Genomic DNA, 25,338 nt, shown 5'->3' with positions numbered 1-25,338 from the left:
TTTGTCAGAACGCGTGCTGACGCAAGCTTGAGTGCCTAGACGCCGTGTCTGAGATGGAAAAGGGCCATGTCCATCTGCGGTGGATAGGTCAGCTCGGGGGCGCTTACCCTTGCAGGCGCCGGGGACTCTTTGACAGTCTCCGACCCCACCACCGTCATTTCGACTGCCACGGGCTCGGGAACAGTCTCGGGCACCGTCACAGAGAGGTCTACAGGAGGCAAGAAGTCCAGAAGGACGCTGAAATCCGGTTCGCTCAGCATTGAGGGTTTTTCGCCCTTCGCACGCTGCACGATCCAGCCAGCCAATGCCTTGCCCAAGGCTTCCAGAGCAGCCTCACGGGAAACGCCGGACTGACTGCGTACCAGCTCATTGAGATATGAAATATCGTTGTCGTTGATACGACGTGGCTTGGGGTCGTCGCTGGCTTTGATGATCCACCCGCCAACATGTGGCGCAACATTGAGATCCAGTGCCATCAAACCCTCCATCACGTTGAGGCAGATCGCCACTCACGCGGCTCGCCTCGCTTACCCGCCAGACATCGGAACTTCCCGTTCAGCTCCGTTTTCACGAAACGCCAGACATCCCAACCTTGCCGGGCTTACTATCCTCAAAAGACGCGGCTGCAAACCGCGGACAAGCTGATCAAATCATACGATACAATCACATCGCGACCTGCACCGGCATTCTTCATTCTACACAGGTCTTTTACGACGGATGAACGGCCCATCACCGAACGCGGAATTCACGGCTTCTTCGTGAAAAGAAGGGGAAATTCATTGTCCTTGTAACGAGGATATGAGAACTGCTCTCAGGCAGGGCCGTGCCCTCTCGCCTTTTCACAGCTGGATCATGATATTGGCATACGCACTGACAACCCCGCGCAGGTCGGTCAAACGGATCTGGCTTCTCTCCACCGTTTCCGCCCTGTGTGCAGCGCCAGCATTTTCTGCGCGAGCTACCGATGACCCGGCCAAAACTCGCAAAGCCGAGCATATTGTCGTTCGTGCCACAGAACCCGAAAAGCGCGAGGCCGAGCGTGGTGGAGGGCTCATCAAGCCTCAGCATGAAATCCGGTCAGTGAGCAGCGTCGACAGCGCCTTCATTGCCAGACAGGCACCGATTTCGACCGCCTATCAGCTTGTTTCGCTGCTTCCCGGCGCCAATGTCGCCGCCTCTGATGCGATGGGCCTCTCCCCGCAGACCACGATTTCGGTACGCGGCCTGAATACGGATTCCATAGGCTACGTGCTCGAGGGAATGCCGCTCAATGATCTCGCCTTCTATTCGGGCTATCCCAGCCAGTTCGCCGATGGTGAAAACTACCGTCAGGTTGCCCTGAGCCAAGGCGCAGCCGATCTCGACAGCCCTGTTCTCAATGCAGCGGGCGGGCTGATGAGCCTGAGTTTTCGCGACCCGGCCCGCAAGGCCGGAGGAACGGTTTCTGCGTCCTACGGCTCCTATAACAGCAATCGTGAGTTCATCAGGCTCGATACCGGACTGATCGACCAGACCGGATTGCGCGGGTTCGTCTCCTACTCGCATACCAGCGCAGAAAACTGGCGCGGCCCCGGCCATGACATGCGCCACCATATCGATTTCAAACTTGTACGCGACATTGGCGAGCGTTCCCATGCCGGGCTGGTTGGCAGCTTCAACAGCACCGTCACGAGCTATTATCCGCAGGTCTCGAAAGACCAGTTCAGGCAATATGGCGTGTCATCTGGCAATGCGCTTGCAAGCGGGTACGACCCGCAGAACCCGGATGAAGCGCAGCTCTATCAACGCCTCTGGCGCGCGCCCGAGCGCACGCTCTATATGGGCGCACCTGTCAGCCTTTCCCTGACAGATCACCTGACCTTGCGGGCCACGCCCTATGCCCAGGGGGCCTATGGCAATGTTCCGAGTGGCTCCACCCTACCTTTGAGTGGCCTCTATACAGGCACGCAGGCCCTTGCAGACACGCTCGTTCTGCCCAGCTCGCAGGACGGTCAGGCAATCGTGCGCGCCAATTACACCCAGCGCAGCACGCGCTCGGGCTTCACCTCCGAGCTGGCATGGAAGAAGGGCTGGAACGAACTGGTCTTCGGTTACTGGTTCGATTACGGCGATGATCACGAAGTGCAATCGTTCTCGCCCGTCAGTGAAAGCGGGGCTTCTGCCAATATCTGGGGTAATGGCACGGGCAATTTCGTGAGACTTGCCAATGGCAAGGTGTATCTTGCAGGCGATAATCACACGATCAGCATGACCAATGCACTGTTCATTGGCGACCGAATGAATTTTCTTGCCGATCGTCTGCTGGTCGAGCTCGGCTTCAAGGAAGTCATGGTCAGCCGCACTGGCACAAATGCTGTTCCCGGGCCGCAATATCACGTGGGCAGCAACAGCGCCGTGCCGTTGCCGCGCCTTGGCATGCGCTTTCAGATCACGCCGCAGCATCAGGTCTTTTTCAACGCTACGACCAATTTCCGGGCGCCCTCATTTACAGCGCTCTACAACGTCTATGATCCAACCAGCGGTGAAGCCACCACCAACGGCGCCAGTACTCTGCGCAACGAATATTCGATCTCGGAAGAGCTGGGTTACCGCTATACTGGCCCTCTCGTGACGGGCAGCCTGACCTTCTTCAATTACAATTTCACCAATCGTCAGATCGCCACACAAATCCAGATCAACAACACGCCGATTTCCTCCACGATCAATGCCGGTGGCCAGACCTCTCGTGGCATTGATGTCGAACTCGGCCTGAAGCCATGGCATCATTTTGCGCCCTATCTCTCAGGCGAATATCTTCACGCGACCATCGATAACGACATCGCCAGCAATGGCGATCTGCTACCAACACGAGGCAAGACCGCCGTGCGCAGCCCCAGCCTGCAGGCCTCTGCCGGGCTGACTTATGATGATGGCCATGTCTTCGGCTTTGCCTCGGTTCATTATACCGGCAGGCAATATGCGACCTTCCTCAATGACGAGCGCATCAGCGACCACACGACGGGCGATATCGCCCTTGGCTATCGCTTTGCTGATATGGCGCGCTTCAAGGCGCCGTCCCTGCGGCTCAACCTCATCAATATTACCAATGAGCATTACCTTTCAGGCATCGCAGACCCAACCCTGAATGCCCGCGATGCGACGGGTCGCTATGGCACCACCATCGCCGGGTCGTCACCCGATTATTATATCGGCGGCGGATTTTCGGCGCTGGCTACGGCCACTGCCGGGTTCTGATGTCAGAAAGCACATCACCCGGGCAGTTTGGGCTCTGGGGTAAGGAGAGCAAACGCGACTGGCCGCTTATCACGCAGGATGAAGCCGCCCATGCTCTGGCGGCTTTCGCCCTGCACGATGTCACGCCAATCGAATGGCACAGTGCCCGCCCCTTTTCGGCTGTCTCCCGTTTGGGCGATAAGGCAGGCGGCGCCTGGTTTCTCAAACGACATCACAGCGCCTTGCGTAATCGCGAGGCTCTGGCTGAAGAGCACAGGCTGATTGCCCATCTTGCCGAACAGGGAATGACGGTTGTCCGTCCCCTCACAACGGAAAATGGAACCAGTGTCTTCACTCTCGGATGCTGGAACTACGAATGCTTTCCCGCCCTGGAAGGGAGAGATCTCTATCGCGATCGCCTCTCATGGGAGCCCTATCTGTCGCGCCATCAGGCATGGGAAGCCGGGTGTGGCCTCGCTGCGTTCCACCAGGCCGCACAAAGCTATAACGCTCCGGCCAGACCTGACCGCCCCCTCATCTCATCCCTGACGCCACTGCTCGACACGCAGGCCCCCGAAATCGGCCTTGAGCGCTGGATTGCCCGCAACATACCCCTGCGAGACGCGATTGAGGCGCTTGGCGGAATGGCCTCCATACTGGTGGCGCTTCGGCCCCATTTCGAGCGTGCCAAGCCTTTTCTGGAACGCCCTGCCCTGCAATGGGGGCATGGTGACTGGCACGGCTCGAACCTGACCTGGCATGGCAAGGCAGGGCACGAAAAAACTGGCGCGGTGTTCGATTTCAGTATGGCTGACAGGACCACGCGGGGCTTTGACATTGCTGTCGCTCTCGAACGCAGCATGATCGGCTGGATGAAACCGCAGCATGCGTCGAACGACGGCCCACCGGATTTCACCAGTGAGCCGGATCAGATTACCGCGTTTCTGGACGGGTATGACAGTGTACGATCTCTCTCCCCACAAGAGCGCGGAGAGATCGCGGCCTTCCTTCCCCTCGCCCATGTAACCTTCGCCTTTTCGGAAATCTGGTACTATCACTGCCTGCTTGAGAGGCCCGATCTCGCGAAAACGACACGTGGCACCTACCTCATCGACCATGCCACATGGTTTTCAGGTGCCCATGGGCAGGATGTGCTCAGGTTGATCGCCTCCGAAGCAAAGAAGCCCTGATGATGTCGCCCCTCGAAGCTCTTGCCGTGATCATCACAATGGCGGGCATCTGGCTGACGGCACGCAGGCGTGTCATCGGCTGGCCATGCTCCCTGCTCGCCTCGCTGCTTTATCTGGTGGTCTTTGCAAAAGCCCGGCTCTATGCCGATTCCGCCCTGCAGATCGTCTTCTGCCTCTTTCTCGCCAAGGGATGGTACGACTGGCATCGTTTCAGACAGGTAGCCCCGGAAATCGCCGTACAGGCAGCCCCGCCTCTGGTGCTGCTACGTGATCTGCTGATCGGCGTCGTATGCAGTGTCGCTCTCGGTACGGCCCTGCGGCTATGGACGGGCGATGCCGCGCCGATAACGGATGCCACGCTGAGTGTCCTGAGCATTATCGGGCAAATATGGACAGCAAGGCGCTTCCTCGCCTGCTGGCTGCTCTGGACCCTGGTTGACAGCGCCTATGTCGGGCTCTTCATCCTGCGCGATCTCTGGCTGAGCGCCGGGCTCTATGCGGGTCTTGTCGCCATTGCCTGGTTCGGCTGGATGAGCTGGAAAGAATCACTGAAAAACGTCGCGGCGCGTTGAGACAAAGACCTGCACGATCAAGGTCGCAAACGAACGCGTCTTGCATCGTGCAGATCATGGCCCTACCAGCGTGTCGCCAGATCTCCCACCCGCATGAAAGGCAGAGCTCCCAGTGCAGAAGAAACGGATTTTCTATCCGCGCGCCCCGAGACAGCTTATCGGCCAGTTCATGCGCTTTGGTATCATCGGAGCCATGGGACTGGTCTGGGATATCCTTATCGTCACCCTGCTACGCCCTGAACTCGGGCTGACAGCGGCGACGCTCATTTCCTATTTCGTCTGCGCCAGCATCAACTGGATGCTGAACCAGCTCTGGACCTTCCGGAACGTCGCCCATCGCGATCATCCCATTCTGCAATGGCTCCGCTTTCTTGCGGCCAACAGCTTCGGATTCCTGCTCAATAGAGGCACGGTCTACACGCTGTGTTTCACCATTCCGTTCTGCCTGCATCACGTCGCCGTTCCGCTCGCCGCCGGTGCGCTCATGGGGCTGCTGGCCAATTTCAACCTGTCACGCAAGCTTGTTTTCCGCGCCAAAGTGCCTGAGACACCGCTGGAACTGGCAGAGATGACGGTCGATCTGAATGTCGATACGTCCGATCGCGATCTGGAATCCTGAGAGCCCGCGCGCAAAACATTCCCTTTGCGGTCTCTTTGCTCTAGTGGAGATGCCATCTTCACGCCGCAATCGGGATTTTCTGCTCGCGCCATGACCACTTCGATCCATAACACCACAACAAATGAGCTGCGCAGCGCGTTTCTGAAGTATTTCGGAGACCATGGCCACAAGATCGTTCCCTCGGCCTCGCTGGTGCCGCAGAACGACCCGACCCTGCTCTTCACCAATGCTGGCATGGTGCCGTTCAAGAACGTGTTCACCGGGCAGGAAACCCGCCCGTATTCCCGCGCCACGACCGCCCAGAAGGTCGTCCGCGCAGGCGGCAAGCATAACGATCTGGACAATGTGGGTTATACCGCCCGCCACCTGACCTTTTTCGAAATGCTCGGCAATTTCTCCTTTGGCGACTATTTCAAGGCCGAAGCGATCGAGTTCGCCTGGAACCTACTGACCAAGGGCTATGGCCTCCCCAAGGAAAAGCTGCTGGCCACGGTCTATGCCGAGGATGAGGAAGCCGCAGGTCTTTGGCGCAAGATCGCCGGCCTGCCGGAAGAAAAGATCATCCGCATTCCGACAGCCGATAATTTCTGGCGCATGGGCGATACCGGCCCCTGCGGCCCCTGCTCGGAAATCTTCTTCGATCACGGACCCGATGTCTGGGGTGGCCCTCCGGGCTCGCCGGAAGAGGACGGTGATCGTTTCGTCGAGATCTGGAATCTCGTCTTCATGCAGTATCTCGAAGGGCCTCCAGGCACGCGCGCGCCTCTGCCGCGACCCTCGATCGATACGGGCATGGGTCTCGAACGCTTTGCCGCCGTCATGCAGGGCAAGCGCGATGTCTATGACACAGACGTATTGCGCAGCCTTGTCGAGGCGACCGCCAACGCGCTCAGCACCGATCCTGATGGGTCGCTGCGCGCCAGCCATCGCGTGGTGGCCGACCATCTGCGCTCGACAGCCTTCCTGATTGCCGATGGCGTCATGCCCTCCAAGGACGGTCGCGGCTATGTGCTGCGTCGCATCATGCGCCGCGCCATGCGCCATCTGCAGCGTCTGGGCGCCACCGAGCCGGTGTTCTATCGCCTTCTCCCCGCGCTGATCCGCCAGATGGGCTCTGCCTATCCGGAATTGGTGCAGCATCAGTCGCTCATCGCCGAGACCATGAAGGGTGAGGAAGAACGCTTTACCGCCCTGCTCGAGCGCGGCATGTCGCTGCTCGAAGACGAGACGGCGCGCGTCGCCGAAGGCGGCGCCCTGCCGGGCGATGTGGCCTTCAAGCTCTATGATACATTCGGCTTCCCGCTTGACCTCACGCAGGATGCACTGCGCGAACAGGGCCGCACGGTCGACGTCGCCGGGTTCGAAGCCGCCATGGCCGAACAGCGCGCCCGCGCCCGCGCCGCCTGGGTTGGCTCAGGCGATGCCGCCGCAGAGACCATCTGGTTCGACGCCCGCGAACGTTTCGGCGCCTCGGAATTCCTTGGTTACAGCTCGGAAAAGAGCGACGCCGAGGTTCTTCTGATTGCAAAATCTGGCATCGAAAGCGACAGTGCCGCTTCGGGTGACGAGGTTGCTGTCCTGCTCAACCAGACGCCTTTCTACGGCGAAAGCGGTGGTCAGGTTGGCGATCACGGTGTGCTGGTGGGCGAAGGCGTACGTGTCGAGATTACGGACACGATGAAGCGCAATGGCGACCTGCTGGTGCATTACGGCCGTGTGGTCGAGGGCACGCTGCGCCCGGGCATGTCGGTAACGGCAGAAATCGACCATACCCGTCGTCAGGCGGTCCGTGGTCATCACTCGGCCACCCATCTGCTGCATGAGGCGCTGCGTCGCCAGCTTGGCGATCATGTCGCCCAGAAGGGCAGCCTCAATGCGCCGGAGCGCCTGCGCTTCGACGTGTCGCAGCCCCGCCCCATCACGGCAGAAGAGCTGGCACTGGTCGAGCGCGAGGTGAATGCCCGCATTCGCGAGAACAGCGCCGTCGAGACACGCATCATGACGCCCGAAACCGCCGTGGCAGAAGGCGCCATGGCACTGTTTGGCGAGAAATATGGCGATGAGGTGCGCGTAGTCTCCATGGGGCTGGGCGACGAATCGCGTGGCGCCTATTCGATCGAGCTCTGTGGCGGCACCCATGTGGGTCGCACAGGCGAGATCGGCCCCTTCCGCATTGTTTCGGAGAGCGGCGTTTCGGCTGGTGTGCGCCGTATCGAGGCGGTCTGTGGCGTCGCTGCTGACCGTCTGGCGATCGAGGCAGACGAGCGGTTGCGTCGCATGGCTGACCTGCTCAAGGCGACTGTGGCCGAGGCACCCGACCGTCTGGCCGCGCTGGTTGAGGAACGCCGCGCGCTCGAGCGTCAGGTGTCGGAGCTACAGAAGCGCCTCGCCACTGGTCAGGCCGATTCGGCCAGCGAGACCATCAATGGCATCACCTTCGTGCCGCGTGACCTTGGCGATGTGGCCCCACGCGAGCTGAAGAACGTTGCTGAAGCCATCACCAAGCAGATCGGAAGCGGCGTCGTCGCGCTGATCTCGACGGCCGAGGGCAAAGGCAGCGTTGTCGTGGCCGTCACCAAGGATCTGAATGACCGTTTCAGCGCGGTAGATCTGGTGCGTCTGGCCTCGGCCGAGATGGGCGGCAAGGGCGGCGGCGGCCGTCCCGACATGGCGCAGGCCGGTGGGCCGCAGGCCAATAGCGAGGCAGTTTTCGATTCACTCAGAAAAACGCTTTCTGCCTGAGGCTTCATGACAAAGGGTGAACCATGCCGATCCGGCATGGACACCTCATCAAATCCACGGCATCGAAGCTATCTGAGTTCCAGGTGTGGCGTAAAACTCACAGCAAGCCACATCCCTTTTTCAGATGAGGTCTCGATGAAAAGCGAAATCGAAAACAGCTTGATCACCCTGCTCAAGGGCGTGCAGCATTTCGACGACGAGGTTTACGAAGAGCACCGTGAGCTCTTCGAGAGCCTTGCCGAAGGCCAGTCGCCTTCCACCCTGTTCATCACCTGCTCCGACAGCCGTATCAACCCGAGCATGATCACCCAGACTGCTCCGGGTGACCTGTTCATCGTGCGCAATGTCGGCAATATCGTCCCTCCGCATGGCGAAATGCTCGGGGCCGTATCCTCGGCCATCGAATATGCCGTGCTGGTGCTCAAGGTGAAGCATATCGTCGTTTGCGGTCACTCCAATTGCGGTGCGATGGGTGCCCTGTGCGACCTGAATAATCCGAAATTCGATGCCATGCCGACAGTGCAGCGCTGGCTGCGCAATGCCGAAGCCGCGCGCGCCGCACTCGGACCGTTCAAGGCAGAAGATGCCGGTCCGGAGACAGTGCGCGAACTCGCACAGCAGAACGTCCTGCTCCAGCTCGCCCATCTGCGCACCCATCCTGCCGTTGTCGGTGGTCTAGCTGCAGGCGAGCTCGCCCTTCAGGGCTGGTTCTATGACATCGGCACCGGCCAGGTTGTCGTGATCGATGAACAGTCGCGCAAGGAACGCACGGTACGCGATGTTCTCGGCGATCTCGGCATCACCGTCTAAGCTTCGTTACTGCCTGTTTTTCGCCGTATGGGCTCTGTCCCATGCGGCGGAAGCGGCCCCCGTCAAGATTGCCACATGGAATCTTGACTGGCTGACGCTTCTCCCCGCGTCCGCCCCTCAACTACCAGCCAATATTCCTCATCGTGGCACCCGTGACTGGGCCGCCCTTTCGGATATTGCCCATCGCCTGAACGCCGATATCGTGGCGGTTCAGGAAGTCAGTGACGAAGCCGCACTCAGGCGGCTCTTCCCCTCACCTGACGACACGCGGCTTCTCACCACGGCGCCAATTGCCCAGAATATCGGGCTCGTCCTGCATCCGCCCTGGCGAATGGTTGCCCACGAGGAACTGCGTGACTTCGACCGCTCTCCCTCGCATGGCGGCCATGCCCTGCGCCCTGGCCTCGATGTGACCATCACCAATGGGACACAAATCCTTCGTCTGCTGGTCGTGCATCTCAAATCGGGATGCTGGGACAGGACATGGAAGGAAAATGGACATGCCTGCCCGATCCTGCGTGAACAGATCGATCTGATCGCCAACTGGATGACCGAACGCGACGATGAAGGCGAGGCCTATGCCGTTCTCGGTGATTTCAATCGGCGCCTCACCGTGCATGATCCCTATTATCTGCACATGATACAGGGCATCGACCCGGTTCTGGTGACCAGCGGATTTGCCAATCCATGCGAGGGCGGCAATTACTTTATCGATCATATCCTTCTTGGCGGTCCGGCAAGGAAATGGCTCGTCAGGGATAGTCTGCGCGTTCTTACCTACCGACCGGAAGAATCCGGTCTGACCCTGTCCGATCACTGCCCTGTTTCTGTCCGGCTGGATCTGCCCTGAACCGGCTTTTCGATAGCCTTGACGCTGCGAGATTTTGCGTGCGGCCTCGCCTGATCTAGAGTTGGTTCGGAAATTGAGGAGGCTGATGTGCGCTATCGCTCTCTCGGGCAGTCTGGCCTGATCGTGTCGGAACTTGGCCTTGGCTGCAATAATCTGGGCGGTCGTATCGACAAGGCCCAGTCCTGCCATCTCGTAGATGCCGCGCTCGATCTGGGGGTAACATTTTTCGACGTCGCCGATGTGTATGGACGTCGCGATGCCCATGCCGGAGCGTCGGAAGAAGCGCTCGGCGCCGCGCTTGCAGGCAAACGCACCAACGCTGTCATTGCGACGAAATTCGGCATGAGCATGGTTTCGGGTCCCGATCCGTCTGGCCATGCCTCCGGGGCGTCACGCCGCTACATCATGCGGGCAGTCGAAGCGAGTCTGAAGCGGCTGCGGACCGACTGGATCGACCTTTACCAGCTGCACTGCCCCGATCCGCATACGCCGCTGGAAGAGACACTCCACGCGTTCGATGATCTGACTCGCGCAGGCAAGATACGGTATGCGGGCGTCTCGAACCTGCCTGCGTGGCAGGTGGTCGATGCCTGCCATATTGCCCGACGTGACAGGTTGGCGGGGATCATCTCCTGTCAGGATGAGCTATCCCTTCTCGACCGCAAGGCACAGACCGATCTCCTGCCTGCGCTCAGACAGTTCGGTCTCGGGCTGCTTCCCTATTTCCCGCTTGCCTCGGGTATGCTCACAGGGAAATACCGAAAAGATACGCCGCCGCCTTCAGGGTCGCGTCTGGCGGCCTGGACCTATCTTCAGGACCGCTATCAAGGCGCCCCGGTATGGGAGCTGCTCGATGCACTCGCGGCCCTCGCGCAGCGCCATGAAGTCAGTCTGGTCGATCTGGCTTTCGGATGGCTGCTCCGGCACGAGGCTGTGGGCAGCATCATCGCAGGCGCTACATCGGTGGCACAGATGCAGGACAACGCCCGCTCCTGCGCGGGCAAATTCTCCGACGATCTTTTTGCTGAACTCAACGCCCTGCTTGCCGCCCATGAAGGTCAGTCATGAACCCGATCACGCAAAACTGGACCCTGACCACCCTCTCATCCGATATCGCTGTCACCTGTCACGAGCCGCCGACAGTGAGCGATCGGGTACTGGAGCAAGGCATAGAAGCCATCTGGCAGGAGACGCGGCAGAAACACCCCGGGCTGTATAACGGACGTGTTTTCTGCCTTTCGGATCTGACTGAGAACACCCTATCAGGGTTCTGGTGCGAATATCGATGGGTTCTCGCCCAGATGCGGTCTCCCGAGCTTGCCGCACAGTTGCGCCTGCGCTCACTGGCCGTAACCGCCCTGCTGATTTGCCCTGAAGGTGTCGTTTTGGGTCGTCGGAACCCTAAATCGCTCTATCTGCCCGGCTACTGGCAGGGGGTGCCCGCCGGCAGTGTCGAGGCGCGGCCCGGTGACAAAACGATTGATCTGAAAGCGCAGCTTCTCGCGGAACTGGAAGAGGAAATCGGCCTTGGCGAGGCCGTAAGCATCAGCGGGCCTTTTCTCGCCTGCGAGCACGACACCACCCATATCGTCGATCTCGGATTTGCCATCCGGACCAGTCTGGGTTTCGCCGCCATACAGACCGCCTGGCGCGCCCGCGCCAATGACGAATATGACGCGCTCGAGTGCCACCCCTGGCACGAGATCGCCCCTCTCACATCGCGCGTACTTCCCACGACGCGCGCCCTGCTGGAGCGTCTTGCCCCATGAGCGCCTACCGCCCCCTCACCGCCTCGACACTGATCGACTACCTCTCTTCCCTTGCCCCCATACAAACCCGGCTCGGCGGCAATGCGGCCGACTGGACCGCTCGCGAGGTCAGTGATGGCAATCTGAACACGGTCTTCATTGTCTCCGGCCCGGCGGGAAGCGTCTGCTGCAAGCAATCGCTGCCCTATGTCCGCGTCGACCCGGCCTGGGCCATGCCGCTTGAGCGCACCCTGTTCGAGGCACGCTGGATGCAGGCACTCAGCCCTGCTGTGGGCCATCAGATCCCGGAGCTTTATCATCTCGATGAAGGACTCTTCCTTATCGTGATGGAGAACCTTTCCACCCATCATGTCCTGCGCAATGCGCTGATCGCCGGTGTGGCGCCTGCCGGGTTTGCCGCGCGTATCGGCGAATTTGTCGGCCATGCAAGCTATGCCACCTCATGGCGGGCTCTCGCCTTCGAGGACGTCTATGCGCTGCGCGATCTGTTTTCCCGCAATCTGGCGCTGACACGCATCACCGTCGATCTGGTTCTGACCGACCCCTATCGCACCGACTGCCCTCGCAATCGGTGGATCAGCCCCGAACTCGACGATCTGGTCGAGTCACTCCAGACAGACAGCGCGCTTCACGCAGCCGTCGAGCGAATGCAGGAGCGCTTTCTCTCAAGCAGCCAGGCCCTGCTTCATGGCGATCTGCATACCGGCTCAGTTATGATTTCGGGCGATGATGTGCGCGTGATCGACGGCGAATTTGCGCTTTACGGGCCTATAGGCTTCGATCTGGGAATGTTTCTTGCCAATCTGGCGATGAACGCCTACGCCCAGCCAGAGCATGATGACTGGATGCGCGATGAAATCGCGCTGCTCTGGTCGAGTTTCCGGCGCGCCTATCTGGAGCGCTGGGAGGCAGGCGCACAGCGCGGGGATATGGCCTCACTGACCAGACCCGCCTCCTGCGCCGCCGAACGGACACGCTTCTTCCAGCAGATCCTGCATGATTGCGCCGGTTTTGCAGGGCTCGAACTGATCAGACGCACGATCGGCTTTGCACAGATCGCCGATTACGAGGCCGGATCAGACCGTGAGAGCGAAATCGAGGCGCGTCGTCGTGCCCTGCTGACAGGGCGCTCTCTCATCCAGAAAGCCTTCCAGATCGACACAATCGAGGCACTTCTCGATCAGATCTGACAGGCTATGCGCCTGCCGTCGGATCAGGCCCGGCGATAGGCGCGGTCGAACCAGACCAGACCGGAAGCTTCCTCACGGGTGAATTCCGCGCAGAGCGGTTCGACAAAGAACACACTATGGGTGCCGATTTCCTGCGTGAGGCTGATGCGGCATTCAAGTGAGACAAGCGCCCCCTCAAGCAGCGGCATACCGATCTCGCCGGTGCGCCACCGTCCGGCAGCGAAACGCGTCTCCATGTCGTAGCGCGAGCTTCCGAACAGGGTGGAAAGCGATTCCTGATCGTGGGTCAGGATATTGATGGCCAGCAAGCCGTGGCGCACCAGATGCGCATGAGTCGATGCCGTACGATTGACGCAGACCAGAAGGGTCGCCGGATCATCCGAGACACTGCATACGGCCGAGGCGGTAAAACCGTGGCGTCCGTTTTCGCCATCCGTGGTGATGATCGTGACGGCGCTGGCAAGACGCGCCATGGCATCGCGAAAAATTTCTTTCGACAAGGGGGGACGTTCAGGCATCGTCTCGGCTCCACGCTGGGTTAACAGGTCCGGTATGCGGCAATTCTCCCCCGCCGCAAGAGGCGAAAGCGCAATTTCCTGAACAGGAGCGTGGATTAGCGCCTTGCTCCCGCCACGGTTTCCTGTGATATAAACACACGATCATCGTGGATAGTTTATAAACCACGCAGTGAAAAGCTCAAACAAGGCGGGAGCGATCATGAAACGGGCGATACGCATAGGCGCTGGCGAGGCACTCGTGCTGACGGCCAACAGACTGCTCGATGGGCTGATCGTCTGGCGCGATGCCAATGGCAGCTGGCAGCGCTCCATCGCCCATGCTGCCATTCTCTCGCCCGAGGAATACGAATCGGCACTCGATGCTGCCACAAAATCGGCCCAGAACGATGGTGTCGTGGGTGTGTATGAGGTTGTGGTAAGGCCCGGTGCAATAGCCGCACCGGTCAGTGTCAGGGAGCGGATCAGGGCTTTCGGCCCGACAGTTCATCCGCAATTTGCTACGGAGTTGAACGCATGAATGCGCCAGTCGGACTCTACCAGTATCAGACGGCAGATCGTGAGTTTCTCGCCTCGCGCATTGCCGAATTCGAGGGGCAGGTTCAGCGTCGCCTCAGCGGCGATCTGACAGAAGACGAATTCAAGCCCCTGCGGCTGATGAATGGTCTCTATCTTCAGCTTCACGCCTATATGCTGCGCGTCGCCATACCCTATGGTGTGCTCGACTCGCGCCAGATGCGCAAACTCGCCCATATCGCCCGGCGCTATGACCGCGATTACGGCCATTTCACCACCAGGCAGAACATCCAGTTCAACTGGATCAAGCTCGAGGAAACGCCCGAAATCCTGCGGCAGCTCGCTGATGTCGACATGCATGCCATCCAGACCAGCGGCAATTGCATACGCAACGTGACCTGCGACCAGTTTGCCGGCGCCGCCGCAGACGAGCTGATGGACCCGCGCGTCCATGCCGAGATCCTGCGCCAGTGGTCGACGCTGCATCCCGAATTCACGTTCCTGCCGCGCAAATTCAAGATCGCCATTTCCGGCAGCCCGCATGACCGTGTGGCCGCGCGCTTTCATGATATCGGCATTCTTGCGCGCCCGGGCGAAAACGGACCGCTCTTTCGCATCTTCGTCGGGGGTGGTCTGGGACGCACACCTCTGGTGGGACATGAGCTTTTCGACTCCGTGCCGGAAGCCGACCTGCTGATGACGCTCGAAGCGGCACTGCGCGTCTACAACGCCTATGGCCGCCGCGATAACATCTACAAGGCGCGCATCAAGATTCTCGTTCAGGCGCTCGGCATCGACGGCTATCGCAAGGCTGTCGAGCATGAATTGTCGCTGATGAACCCTGAGCATTATCGCCTCGACCCCGAGACGGTCGCCGCCATCAAGGCCCGTTTCGCAGCACCTGATCTGACGGCATCCCCCGATGCCGAATCACGCCTCAAGGCAGACCGTCAGAACGACATTGCCTTTGATCGCTGGGTGCGCAGCAATACCCATCCGCATTTCGCACCGGGTCGCATTGCGGTGACGGTATCGATCAAGCCAGCCGGCGGCATTCCTGGCGATGCGACCTCAGACCAGCTCGACCGCCTTGCCGATCTGGCAGACCAGTTTTCGTTTGGCGAGCTCCGGATCACCCATCTTCAGAATGTGGTTCTGGCCCATGTGGCGCAGGATCGCCTGCTGAAGCTGTGGCAGGCACTCAACGCCATCGGGCTCGGTGACGCAAATCATGAGCTGATTGGCGATATCGTCGCCTGCCCCGGCCTTGATTACTGCGCGCTGGCCAATGCCCGGTCGATCCCGATTGCGCAGAAACTGAGCGCGCGCTTTGGCGATAATGCGCTGCAGGAAGAAATTGGCAAGCTGCGCATCAATATCTCCGGCTGCATCAATGCCTGTGGACATCATCATGTCGGGCATATCGGCCTGCTTGGGGTCGACAAGCGCGGCGAGGAATTCTTCCAGATCACGCTGGGCGGGCGCGATGACGCACTCTCCCGCACCGGCGATATTCTAGGGGCGGCTCTGCCCGAAGACGACATGGTCGATGCCATCGCCCGCATCGTCGATCGTTATCTGAGTGTGCGTGAAAAGGGTGAGCAGTTTCTCGATACGCTGACACGTCTCGGCGACGCCCCCTTCAAGGAAGCAGCCTATGAAACAGTTTGATCTCGCTCCGGCCCGGCATCCGGCCCCGGCGAGTCTCGAGATTATACCGGTTGCCGAGATGACCGAGACGACACGCGCCATTCGCCTGACACCGGAATTCGATGTCGAGACGCTTGGTACGGCGCTCGATCATCTCGACCTGATTATCGTCAGCTTCCCGATCTTCCGTGACGGGCGCGGCTTTACCCAGGCGCGTGCGTTGCGCGAGTATTATGGCTTCGCCGGTGAGATACGCGCTGAAGGCCATCTGATCCCCGATCAGGCGCAATTCCTGCGCACATGCGGTGTCGATTGTGTCCTTCTCGAAGACGACGCCGACACGACGCCCTGGTTGAAGGCGCTGTCGCTCTTTCCCGTCACCTATCAGACCCGGCTCGGGCTGCGCTGATTTCCTCAGCGCAGATCTGAACGGTGTCGATCCGGCAATGTCATGGCAAGCAGCGACGAGCTGAGGCTCTTGCCATGAATGTCGAGATTCAGGGTACGCGTGACCCCACCCTCAAGCGCATCGTGCAGAACGAATTTCAGGGCAGCCAGCGCGGGTACCTCGAAGCGCTCCACGCGTCCCTTCACCATGCTTCCGAAATGGGCCCTCACCCGCTCTGACGTCACATAAAGACGCAGAAACTCGTAATCTTCGGGCTCATAGGCGATCACCGAGATGTCGGAAATATTGCCCTTGTCGCCCGCGCGGGCATGGGCGATGTCATGCAGGATCATGGCTCAACTCTCCAGATAATCGACGACGGTACGAACAAGCTCACGCGGTATCAGGACCGAGACGATAGCCAGCACCTCATTTGCGCTTCGCCTTGCGCCACCCCCGCCTGCGGGACCATTGAGCCAGAGCGCCTCGACCTCATGCCCGACGCGCCGGGCCATGCGCATGTCGGCCGTACGACAGGCCACGCGAATGAGAACCTCCTCCGGCTCGAAAACAGGGGCGATACGCACCCCACGGCGCACTGCGTTGACGCCGATCAGCTCAAAACGGTCTTCCGTCGCTTCGACACCGGCATCGATCAGACGCTGACGCACCATTTCAAGAGCCAGTTGCGCTCTTGCGAGAGCATTCGGGCCGCAATAGCCGATCTGCCCCTCGCCGATATAGCTGTCGACATAACCGACTGAAACCTTGAAGCATTCGGGCCTTGGATGACCCTGCGCCCCGGTAACGCGAACCCTGTCCGCAGCGATCTGTTCGAACTGCACCTGACTGAAATCAGCCACGCAATCGGCTGTTGGATAATGGGCCGGATCATGCACCTCGTAGAGCGTCTGCTCTTTCAGCGTCCGCGGCGTCACCATACCTCCGCTCCCCGGCAGCTTGGTCACGATGAAACTGCCATCGGCCTCGACTTCTGCAATTGGAAAGCCGATGCGGGCCGGGTCAGGCACGTCCTTGAAACCCGGATCGGCAAAATATCCGCCGGTTGCATGGGCACTGCATTCGAGCAGATGCCCCATATGGATACCCTTGCCGATCAGATCCCAGTCTTCCGGGTCCCAGTCGAATTCGTGAATCAGAGGCGCCAGAAAGAGCGACGGGTCGGCGATACGTCCGGTCACGATCACATCGGCCCCCATGCGCAGCGCTGCCACCACAGCCTCGGAGCCGGTATAGGCATTGGCCGAGACGATTGTCGCTCCCAGTGAAGAGAGCGTCGCACTGCGTTCCATCAGCGGGTAATCGACCGCTTTGCACGCGTCCAGAACATCATCACCTGTAACGACGGCGATCTTCAGACCGCGCAAACCCAGTCGCCGTGCGACCTCGGCGATCTTTGCTCCCGCCGCTTGCGGGTTTGCCGCCCCCATATTGGTGATGATGGTAATGCCGCGCCGATGGCAAGGCGCAAGACAGGCCAGCATCCTGTCTTCCAGCCACTCATTATAGCCAAGTTCGGGATGGCTCTGCTTTTCACGCTGGGCAAGCGCGATGGTGCGCTCGGCCAGACATTCGAAAACGAGATAATGGATGTCTGCGCGCTCTGCGAGATCCTGCGCCGGCAGGATGCGATCGGATGAAAACCCCGCTCCTGCCGCGATTTTTACAATCTTTTTCATGCACCTTCTTTCCGAGGCTTGGAAACCAGCCGTCTTGATAACGGCGTTTCCTGAGGTCAACGGTCAGGGAGGCCCTTTGGCGCATTCAAACTCTGGCGAGGTACCTTTCAGAAGCGATAATTCGCCCAGCCCGCCACAAAATCGGAGCTGGTATAGCCAGCACGCGTCAGTGCCGGGCCAGCCTGAAGATGCTCATATCGCCCGGTGAAGCTCAATCGCGGTGTCCAGGTCCAGACACCCTGCACACGGGTGGCCTGCGCGACACGACGCGCATGGGTCTTTTGCGTGCCGGAAAATGCCGTGCCATTGGCACGATAGACAGCATCTGTCAGGCTTGCCCGCCAAGCAAACTGGTGCTCGACGGTCAGACGCAGACTCTCGATGGGCGAGACCGTGATATTTGGCGCCAGGGCGATCAGATTGGTCGGCGTCAGAAAGAGCTGATAGCTGTAGTAGATATTGTTACCAAAGGGAGCGAGGGCGTTGCGCAACGTTCCCTTGCCGAACGCCCCGCCACCACTGGCGTAGTCGCCATGCAGGCCGATACGCGGTGCCGTGCGCGATGACCCTAGCCGATAGGTCTGGGCGAGAAACACCTGAAATGCCTCGATGCGCCGACCGTCATAATGGCCACCCTGGTAATTCGCGACCCAGTCGACAGTCAGACGATCGACATCGCCCCACAGACGCATGCCGTAATACAGACGGTCTTCCCTCGCAGGGCCACTCCCCCATACGGCACGCCGATTGCGAAGACGCCAGACAAATGGGTCCAGAAACAGTTTGGATTTGCCCATGAAGCTTGTGGGGATCACGATCCCTGCCGTACCTCCGGAGAAGCGTATCCCCCGATCGATCACATCGTCCCGCGCGCCCCCCCGCCCGAGCAGCGTATAGTGAAAATCGAAAAAATCACCACGAAGCTTCTTGCCCCGCAGCCAGAACCGCGTGCCGTTCAGGACGAAGCGCAGCGTATTATTGTCACGCTGCGAAGTCATGAGATTGGCGCCATCCGTAAATTCCTGACGACCGTACCGCACCCCTGCATTGAGATCAGGCAACGGCGCATCAGCTTCGGCGAAATATTGCTGAAGCAGCAGTTTGTTGCGCATGCTAGCCGCAGGAACACCGATATTCGGCCCCGAGACACCGCCATGCGCAAGCTCGCCGAATGCGCGGAAATAGCGTGTGATATGCAGATCAGCACCGCCGACAAGGCGCATGATATCCTGACGCTGGGCAGGCCCTTTCTTCAGATTGGGATTGCTCGTCTGGTTCAGGCGCAGGCGCATTTCACCTGAAAAGGTCAGATAGATATTCTGCTTCTTGTTGAGTGGGATGAACTTCAGACGATCCAGAAAATCACGACGGTTCTTTGCGTCGCGCATCTTCGTCCAGTCTTCGGCCCAGCGTGAGAGATTATAACCCGATGTCGTCAGTCCATCGCCCGCTGCGGGCGCAGGATAGGTACTGACGGCGGGTTCAGCAGGCGCGCGCGTCTGCGACGCAGGATCTGGCGCAGGGTTATGCCCTTGCTGCGCGAATGCAGAAGATAGCCCGCCCCACAGGCAAAGAGCGGTCGTCGCCGCTCCGAGAAGCCGGAGGCGCGTGAAAGGCGAATAATGATTTGCCATGGGCTCAGCCCCTGTTTCTCACTCGGGAATGACAGGTGGGGCCGCTAGGCCAGAGGCGTGACCGCCAAGAGCCTGGGCCAGTTGCTTGCGATTGAGTACGCCCTCCCATCGCGCCACGACAATCGCCGCCACGGCATTGCCGATGAAGTTTGTCAGGCTGCGGCATTCGCTCATGAAGCGATCGACACCCAGAATGAGCGCGATACCGGCAACCGGTATGGTCGGCAAAATCGAGAGCGTGGCAGCCAGAGTGATGAAACCTGCCCCCGTCACACCGGCTGCGCCCTTTGATGAAAGCATCGCCATGCCAAGCAGCAGGATCTGTTGCCCGAAGCTGAGATGAATGTCGTAAGCCTGCGCGATGAAAAGCGCCGCAAGGGTCATGTAGATATTCGTACCATCGAGATTGAACGAATAGCCCATCGGAACGACCAGTCCGACAATGCTCTTGGGGCAGCCAGCCTGTTCCATCTTGGCCATGAGGCTCGGCAGCGCGCTCTCGGAGGATGACGTGCCCAGAACCAGCAGCAGCTCGGCGCGGAGATAGGCGATCAGACGTAGGATGGAGAACCCGGCCAGACGACCGACAAGGCCCAGAATGACCACAACAAAGATGATGGCAGTCAGGTAGAAGGTGACGACCAGTGTGGCGAGATCGGCAAGGCTGCTTGCGCCATATTTGCCAACAGTAAACGCCATGGCACCGAAAGCGCCGATCGGGGCCGCCTTCATCAGAATGGCGACGATACGAAACGCAACCGCCGAAATTTCTTCAAGCACGTCATAAACACGCGCGCCACGCTCGCCCATCAGGGCGAGACCGACCCCCGTCAGAATGGCGACGAACAAGGCCTGCAGGATATTGCCTGTCGTCAGCGCCGAGACAAACGTATCGGGGATGATGTTCAGCACGAACTCGGTGATGCTGCTCTCATGTGCCTTGCCGATATAGCCTGCGACACTGGCGCTGTAGTCGCCAGCAGCGCCAATCTTGGCATGAATGCCCGCCCCAGGCCGGATGACATTGGCAGTGATCAGCCCAACGATGAGAGCAAGCGTGGAAAAGAACAGGAAATAGCCAAAGGTCTTCCCTGCCACACGCGCAACAGCGCGCAGATCGCGCATGCCAGCAATCCCGGTCACGATCGTCAGGAAGATCACCGGCGGGATGATCATCTTCACCAGGCGGATGAAGCCATCACCGAACGGGTGAAGCGCCTGCCCAGTTTCGGGGGCAAAATGGCCGATCAGGGAGCCGACGACGATTGCGAACAGAACCTGAAAATAGGTATGCTTATAGAACGGCTTGCGTTTGGCCTCTGCCTGAACGGGCTCATGCCCTTCTGTGGTCGGAACGATTTTCATGTCTGGCCTCTATGTCCGATCACGCCTGAAATGCCGCGCTCAGGTTACATTATTGTAATTATTTTTGGTATAAGCAAAGACTGTCAGGACGCAAAAGCACATTTTCTTGACGACAGGCAAGCGCTCCTGATGGAAAGTAACGATAGTTCTTTCCAAAGAGCGACCAACGAAAAAGGCCCGACCAGAGGCCGGGCCTTTCAACGGGGAACCGCTTATATTTCTTTGCATGACTACTGCCATACTTAAGAGAGCGAAGCGAAAACGCCCTACCGCTCTCTCGCGGTTAAGTGCCTTCTTGCCGCGTTACGTCTCAGAGTTCGGGATGATCCGAGGCAAAGGCAGCAGCAGCGCCGAAGAGACCCGGCTGCGGATGGGTGATGATCTTGACGGGCATATCCCCCATCATGCTTTCGAACCGGCCCTTTGCGACAAAGCGCTCGGCAAAGCCCGAATGCGGCAGCTTGTCAGCGACACGCAGGCCGAGACCACCGGCAATCACGACGCCCTGTGCACGATGGGCAAGAGCGAGATCGCCAGCAACAGCGCCAAGCGACAGGAAGAAGCGCTCGAGGGCGGCAGCTGCCATCGAATCACGGCCTTCCATGGCCATTTCCCACAACGCCTTGTTGTCGCGCATGGTGATGGGCAGGCCCTGCATCTCGGCGATGATTTCGTAGAGATTGGTCAGGCCGGGGCCAGAGACGATGCGCTCAGCCGAAACACGGCGGAAACGACGGCGCAAAGCGCGCAGGATCTTGTCTTCAAACTCGTCGAGCGGGGCAAAGTCGATATGTCCGCCCTCGGTCTCGATAACGAAATACTGCCCCTTGCGACGCAGAAGACACGCAGCGCCAAGGCCCGTACCCGGCCCGACAATGGTGGTCGTCCCTTCGGTCGGCAGAGGGCGATCAGGACCACAGAGATGCTCGAGATACTGATCATCGATCTGGGCCACGGCATGACCGACCGCACCGAAGTCATTGACGAGGGTGAAATCTTCGAGATGCAGACGCTCTGCCAGCATTGCAGGCTGGATGATCCAGGGATTATTGGTCATCTTCAGCGTCTCGCCCTGAATCGGACAGGCGATGGCGATACCGGCATAACGCGGCAATTCGCGATTAATCGTTCGACCAAAGGCCTCCCAGGCGAGGGCAAGGCTCGCATGATCTGCCGTGCGGAGAGTAGTCGCCTCGCCAAGCTCGACAACACGCCCCTGATCGACCTTGGCGATCGCAAAACGCGCGTTCGTGCCTCCAATATCGACGGTGACAATATCCTGCATCACTAGCTCCATTGCGCGAGGAGATGCCTGAATACGACCCAGCCCCGGCTGACGATCAGGCGTTTCTTGCGGCAAGCAGTCGCAGGCAATCCAGCCTGCGTCAACTCCCGGCACCATGATTTCCGGTCAGAGCGCTTTCTGTTTGACGCGCGCCAGACGCAGGAGGCGATGAGCAATCGGCCGGGGCACCAGAATCGAGACCAGCTTGAGAAGGCTGAAGAGCCGGGGGAAGATCAACACGGCCTTTTTCCGTGCTGCTGCGTCTGCAATGAGGGCCGCTGCCTTTTCGGCCGTTACCAAAAAGGGCCTCGCACCATCCAGCCTGCGGCTCATCGCGGTATCAATGTAGCCGGGTTCGATCAGTGTCACGCCCACCTTGTGAGGCGCCATGGCAGCATGGAGGCAGGTAGCAAAGCGCCCAAGACCGGCTTTGGAGCTGCTATAAGCCGAGGCAAAAGGCAGATCGTGATGCGCTGCGACAGACCCTATCATCACGATACGGCCCTTCTTCCTGGGTGCCATGACCGAGGCGGCCTCGGTCGCCAGTGTGACCGGGGAAGCATAATTGATGAGCGCGGCCTCTTTCACCGCCTCAAGCGTTTCGGTCAACGCGCCCTCAGGCCGGATATCGGAAACACCGGCGTTCAGAACGAGCAGGTCGACAGGCTTGCGGGCATCATCCTGTCTGAACTGGGTAATTCCGGCATCGAGGTCATCCAGAGCAAGAACGTGACAAGTGACCGTACTACCCCGCTGACTGCAGGCTGATGCAACGGCCTCGAGACGCTGCCTGTTGCGCCCCCAGAGCGTGAGGTGGGTTCCCGTCCGGGCGTAATGAAGGGCCAGCGCCCGGCCCAGACCGCCCGACGCCCCGGTGATAAGGGCATGATCGGGTGCAAACTGTCCCTTTGCAAATCGTTCTGGACGTGACATTCAGCGCGCTTTCGTCAATTAAGGTGTGTTCCGGTCAAGCCTTGAGGTCCAACCGGCCTATCGCAATAGAGAGTTTACCTTGCCGGACGCAGCAGATTCCCGCCAGATCGTCTCCGACCACCCTGTCGCTGACCGAGTGGTCACTCCCCGCTCCGTCGCCAGGCCGCGAGAGGCTGAGCAGGACAGCATGAATCCCGCCGGGCTTCCCGCTGCTGACCCTGCGCATTCTGCTTCCGACATAACCGTAAGGCCGGTTATCTCTCGCAAGGAACTCAAGCTTTTCATCCGGCTCCCTCGCCTCCTCTATAAGGAGTGCGCGGGTTACATGCCACCGCTCGACATGGAACAGAATGATCTGCTCGATCCCAAGCGCAATGGCATCTTCCGCCATGCCTCGGTTCGTTATTTCATGGCATGGCGCAATGGCGTGGCTGTTGGCCGCATCTCTGCCGTTGTGGATGGCAAGGCGCTTGAAGCCTGGGATGAGAAAATCGGCTGGTTCGGCGCATTCGATGCCCTACCCGAAAAATCCATCGTCAACGCGCTGCTGGATGCGGCAGAGCTCTGGCTGAGTGATCAGGGCATGGCCCGTATGCGTGGCCCCGTGACCCTTGGCTATCATGGTGAATCCGGCCTGATGATCGAAGGTCAGACCGAAGCGCCGATGATTGGCACCCCCTGGCACCCGCCTGAATTGCAAAGCCTCATCGAGGCCCATGGTTTCGAGACAGGGCGTGATCTGCTCACCTTTAAGCTCGACCTCACAGACGATCTCGACGACAAGCATATCGTCCCGGGCGCGCTCAAACCCGGCCAGGGCAAGCTGGGCGATGTGACGGTGTCGCATCTCTCGAAAAAGCAGATCACGGCTCAGGGCGAGGTTCTGCGTTCACTCTATAACGATGCCTGGGCAGGCACCTATAATTTCGTGCCCCTTCAGTCTTACGAAATGACGGGGCTGATTGAACAGCTCAAGCTCGTTCTGCGTCCCGAGCACTATGTGCAGATCGACCATGCTGGCGAGCCCGCTGCCATGGCGCTGATGGTGCCCAATATCTTCGACATTGTGCGCGATATTGATGGCGCGCCAAGCCCCCTCAACTGGGCAAAGCTCGGCGTCCGTCTGCTCTCGCATCGCTTCGAATCAGCACGCGTCATCTTGCTTGGCGTGTCCCATAAGGTGCGCGGTACCTTGCTCGGGGCACTCATGCCGTCTCTCGCAATCGACGAACTGATCCGTCGTCGGGCAACGCTTCCCTACAAGTCGGTTGAACTGGGATGGATCCTCGACACCAACACGCCGATGCTGAATCTGGTCAAGCGTCTGGTGCCAGAACCAAACAAGATCCATCGTATCTACGAAAAAGAGATTGATCAGACGACGCCCTGAGAAGAAGGTCGTCTCTCGAAAAGAAAAAAGGCCGCCCCTTTCGGAGCGGCCTTTTTTAATGTTCAGAAATGCTGCCATCCCTGGCGTGACAGCTTGACCTCGCGATATGCGCCGTCGAGCAGACGCACGCCTCGACCGGGCGTGACGCGGCCAATACGCGTCACCGGGATACCCCTCGCCCTCCCCGCTTCCTCAATCAGCCCGGCTTGTGGCGAGGACGCTGTAAACAGGAGCTCATAATCATCGCCTCCGGTCAGACAGGTCTCGAACCAGGCAGGACCCGCCGCGCGGGCCTGCGCCGAGAGGGGAACGGTCTCGGCATTGATCTCAATAGCAACGCCGCTCTCATGCGCCAGATGTCCGGCATCCTGAATCAGCCCGTCAGACACATCCATGCCTGAACTGGCAAAATCCCCCAGCGGGAAGCCGACACGCGGCTGTGGCAGACGATATCGCCCCGTCAGGAACTCATCCGGGTCGGGTAGCTCGCCAAGAAGAGCCTGCAACCCGAGCGCTGCATCACCGATCGTCCCCGTCACCCAGAGATCGTCTCCTGCCACCGCGCCAGCCCGGCTGACAGATCTGCCACGCGCCACCTCGCCGAGAATGGTCAGACCGAGCACGAGCGGCCCGCGTGTACTGGTCGTATCGCCGCCCAGCAGATGCACGCCGTACCGGGCCTGATCGAGCGCAAGCCCGGTGCTGAAACTTGCAAACCACAAATCGTCAAAGGATGCAGGACGGCTGATATTGAGCAGATAGGCCTTCGGGACGGCCCCCATCGCCGCGCAGTCTGACAGGCTGACACGCAGCAATTTGCGGCTGATCGTCTCGGCCGGATCGTCCGGCAGAAAATGCACGGCCTCGACCAGCGTATCGGTCGAGAGAATGAGCTGCCTGTCTGACGGCACATCATAAAGGGCTGCATCGTTACTCAGCCCGAGCGCGCCCTCACCCGCAAGCGGCTTGAAGAAACGCTCGATGAAGTCGAACTCGCCGCCGCTCAT

23 protein-coding genes are annotated in these 25,338 nt (G+C 59.7%); 14 read left to right on the top strand and 9 right to left on the bottom strand.

Annotated features, from left to right (window positions below; genetic code table 11):
• Window positions 1-35: 35 nt before the first annotated feature.
• The gene (locus IEV53_RS08670; RefSeq protein WP_188426393.1) at window positions 36-476 is read right to left on the bottom strand and encodes a hypothetical protein; all 441 of its coding nucleotides are present in this window, start codon (window positions 474-476) and stop codon (window positions 36-38) included.
• A 376-nt stretch (window positions 477-852) separates the two neighbouring features.
• On the opposite strand from IEV53_RS08670, the gene IEV53_RS08665 reads away from it, so the two are divergent.
• From IEV53_RS08665 to mtnK, 10 genes are all read left to right on the top strand, one after another.
• Window positions 853-3,234 (top strand): TonB-dependent receptor, encoded by a 2,382-nt coding sequence (locus tag IEV53_RS08665; RefSeq protein WP_188426392.1) that lies wholly within the window; start codon window positions 853-855, stop codon window positions 3,232-3,234.
• Complete coding sequence (locus IEV53_RS08660) at window positions 3,234-4,403, top strand: phosphotransferase enzyme family protein (RefSeq protein WP_188426391.1); 1,170 nt, start codon at window positions 3,234-3,236, stop codon at window positions 4,401-4,403. The genes IEV53_RS08665 and IEV53_RS08660 overlap by 1 nt, the downstream gene beginning before the upstream one ends.
• Window positions 4,403-4,975 carry a nicotinamide riboside transporter PnuC gene (gene pnuC, locus IEV53_RS08655; RefSeq protein WP_188426390.1) on the top strand — a complete coding sequence of 191 codons (573 nt, stop codon included), beginning with the start codon at window positions 4,403-4,405 and terminating at the stop codon, window positions 4,973-4,975. The genes IEV53_RS08660 and pnuC overlap by 1 nt, the downstream gene beginning before the upstream one ends.
• Window positions 4,976-5,087: 112 nt before the next feature.
• Window positions 5,088-5,594 carry a GtrA family protein gene (locus IEV53_RS08650; protein ID WP_229719782.1) on the top strand — a complete coding sequence of 169 codons (507 nt, stop codon included), beginning with the start codon at window positions 5,088-5,090 and terminating at the stop codon, window positions 5,592-5,594.
• Between the two features lie 90 nt (window positions 5,595-5,684).
• Window positions 5,685-8,336, top strand: a complete 2,652-nt coding sequence (alaS, locus tag IEV53_RS08645; protein WP_188426389.1) for an alanine--tRNA ligase — start codon at window positions 5,685-5,687, stop codon at window positions 8,334-8,336.
• 135 nt (window positions 8,337-8,471) lie between these two features.
• Window positions 8,472-9,146, top strand: a complete 675-nt coding sequence (locus IEV53_RS08640; RefSeq protein WP_188426388.1) for a carbonic anhydrase — start codon at window positions 8,472-8,474, stop codon at window positions 9,144-9,146.
• Entirely contained in the window at window positions 9,115-9,996 is an 882-nt protein-coding gene (locus IEV53_RS08635; protein ID WP_188426387.1) for an endonuclease/exonuclease/phosphatase family protein, read from the top strand. Before IEV53_RS08640 ends, IEV53_RS08635 begins: the two co-directional genes overlap by 32 nt.
• Window positions 9,997-10,083: 87 nt before the next feature.
• Window positions 10,084-11,064, top strand: a complete 981-nt coding sequence (locus tag IEV53_RS08630) for an aldo/keto reductase (protein WP_188426386.1) — start codon at window positions 10,084-10,086, stop codon at window positions 11,062-11,064.
• Entirely contained in the window at window positions 11,061-11,765 is a 705-nt protein-coding gene (locus IEV53_RS08625) for a hypothetical protein (RefSeq protein ID WP_188426385.1), read from the top strand. Before IEV53_RS08630 ends, IEV53_RS08625 begins: the two co-directional genes overlap by 4 nt.
• Complete coding sequence (gene mtnK / locus IEV53_RS08620) at window positions 11,762-12,955, top strand: S-methyl-5-thioribose kinase (RefSeq protein WP_188426384.1); 1,194 nt, start codon at window positions 11,762-11,764, stop codon at window positions 12,953-12,955. Before IEV53_RS08625 ends, mtnK begins: the two co-directional genes overlap by 4 nt.
• 23 nt (window positions 12,956-12,978) lie before the next feature.
• Here mtnK and IEV53_RS08615 read toward each other — a convergent pair whose 3' ends face one another.
• Window positions 12,979-13,473: a flavin reductase family protein gene (locus IEV53_RS08615; RefSeq protein WP_188426383.1), complete on the bottom strand. Its 495-nt coding sequence runs from the start codon at window positions 13,471-13,473 to the stop codon at window positions 12,979-12,981.
• A gap of 199 nt (window positions 13,474-13,672) precedes the next feature.
• On the opposite strand from IEV53_RS08615, the gene IEV53_RS08610 reads away from it, so the two are divergent.
• From IEV53_RS08610 to IEV53_RS08600, 3 genes are read left to right on the top strand one after another with little or no spacing between them, the layout of a single operon-like run.
• The gene (locus tag IEV53_RS08610; RefSeq protein ID WP_188426382.1) at window positions 13,673-13,990 is read left to right on the top strand and encodes a DUF2849 domain-containing protein; all 318 of its coding nucleotides are present in this window, start codon (window positions 13,673-13,675) and stop codon (window positions 13,988-13,990) included.
• Window positions 13,987-15,657 carry a nitrite/sulfite reductase gene (locus IEV53_RS08605; RefSeq protein ID WP_188426381.1) on the top strand — a complete coding sequence of 557 codons (1,671 nt, stop codon included), beginning with the start codon at window positions 13,987-13,989 and terminating at the stop codon, window positions 15,655-15,657. The genes IEV53_RS08610 and IEV53_RS08605 overlap by 4 nt, the downstream gene beginning before the upstream one ends.
• Window positions 15,644-16,045, top strand: coding sequence for a DUF934 domain-containing protein (locus tag IEV53_RS08600; RefSeq protein ID WP_188426380.1), 402 nt, complete (start codon window positions 15,644-15,646; stop codon window positions 16,043-16,045). Before IEV53_RS08605 ends, IEV53_RS08600 begins: the two co-directional genes overlap by 14 nt.
• 5 nt (window positions 16,046-16,050) lie before the next feature.
• Here the strand turns inward: IEV53_RS08600 and IEV53_RS08595 are convergent, their stop codons facing one another.
• From IEV53_RS08595 to IEV53_RS08570, 6 genes are all read right to left on the bottom strand, one after another.
• On the bottom strand, window positions 16,051-16,377 hold the full coding sequence (locus tag IEV53_RS08595; RefSeq protein WP_188426379.1) for an AtuA-related protein: 327 nt from the start codon (window positions 16,375-16,377) through the stop codon (window positions 16,051-16,053).
• Window positions 16,378-16,380: 3 nt separating this feature from the next.
• Window positions 16,381-17,724 (bottom strand): acyclic terpene utilization AtuA family protein, encoded by a 1,344-nt coding sequence (locus tag IEV53_RS08590; protein ID WP_188426378.1) that lies wholly within the window; start codon window positions 17,722-17,724, stop codon window positions 16,381-16,383.
• Window positions 17,725-17,831: 107 nt separating this feature from the next.
• Entirely contained in the window at window positions 17,832-19,358 is a 1,527-nt protein-coding gene (locus IEV53_RS08585) for an alginate export family protein (protein WP_188426377.1), read from the bottom strand.
• A gap of 18 nt (window positions 19,359-19,376) precedes the next feature.
• Entirely contained in the window at window positions 19,377-20,723 is a 1,347-nt protein-coding gene (locus IEV53_RS08580) for a dicarboxylate/amino acid:cation symporter (protein WP_188426376.1), read from the bottom strand.
• Window positions 20,724-21,033: 310 nt separating this feature from the next.
• Entirely contained in the window at window positions 21,034-22,008 is a 975-nt protein-coding gene (gene glk / locus IEV53_RS08575; RefSeq protein ID WP_188426548.1) for a glucokinase, read from the bottom strand.
• 126 nt (window positions 22,009-22,134) lie between these two features.
• Window positions 22,135-22,941, bottom strand: coding sequence for an SDR family NAD(P)-dependent oxidoreductase (locus IEV53_RS08570; protein ID WP_188426375.1), 807 nt, complete (start codon window positions 22,939-22,941; stop codon window positions 22,135-22,137).
• A 325-nt stretch (window positions 22,942-23,266) separates the two neighbouring features.
• Here IEV53_RS08570 and IEV53_RS08565 point away from each other — a divergent pair, with 325 nt between their 5' ends.
• Window positions 23,267-24,331 carry a hypothetical protein gene (locus IEV53_RS08565; protein ID WP_229719781.1) on the top strand — a complete coding sequence of 355 codons (1,065 nt, stop codon included), beginning with the start codon at window positions 23,267-23,269 and terminating at the stop codon, window positions 24,329-24,331.
• Window positions 24,332-24,393: 62 nt separating this feature from the next.
• Here IEV53_RS08565 and thiL read toward each other — a convergent pair whose 3' ends face one another.
• The gene (gene thiL, locus IEV53_RS08560; protein ID WP_188426374.1) at window positions 24,394-25,338 is read right to left on the bottom strand and encodes a thiamine-phosphate kinase; all 945 of its coding nucleotides are present in this window, start codon (window positions 25,336-25,338) and stop codon (window positions 24,394-24,396) included.

Source organism: Asaia siamensis (assembly GCF_014635085.1).
In the GTDB taxonomy this organism is placed as follows: domain Bacteria; phylum Pseudomonadota; class Alphaproteobacteria; order Acetobacterales; family Acetobacteraceae; genus Asaia; species Asaia siamensis.
The sequence above is the reverse complement of the archived record's forward strand: the minus strand, read 5'-3'. Positions and strand labels throughout refer to the sequence as shown.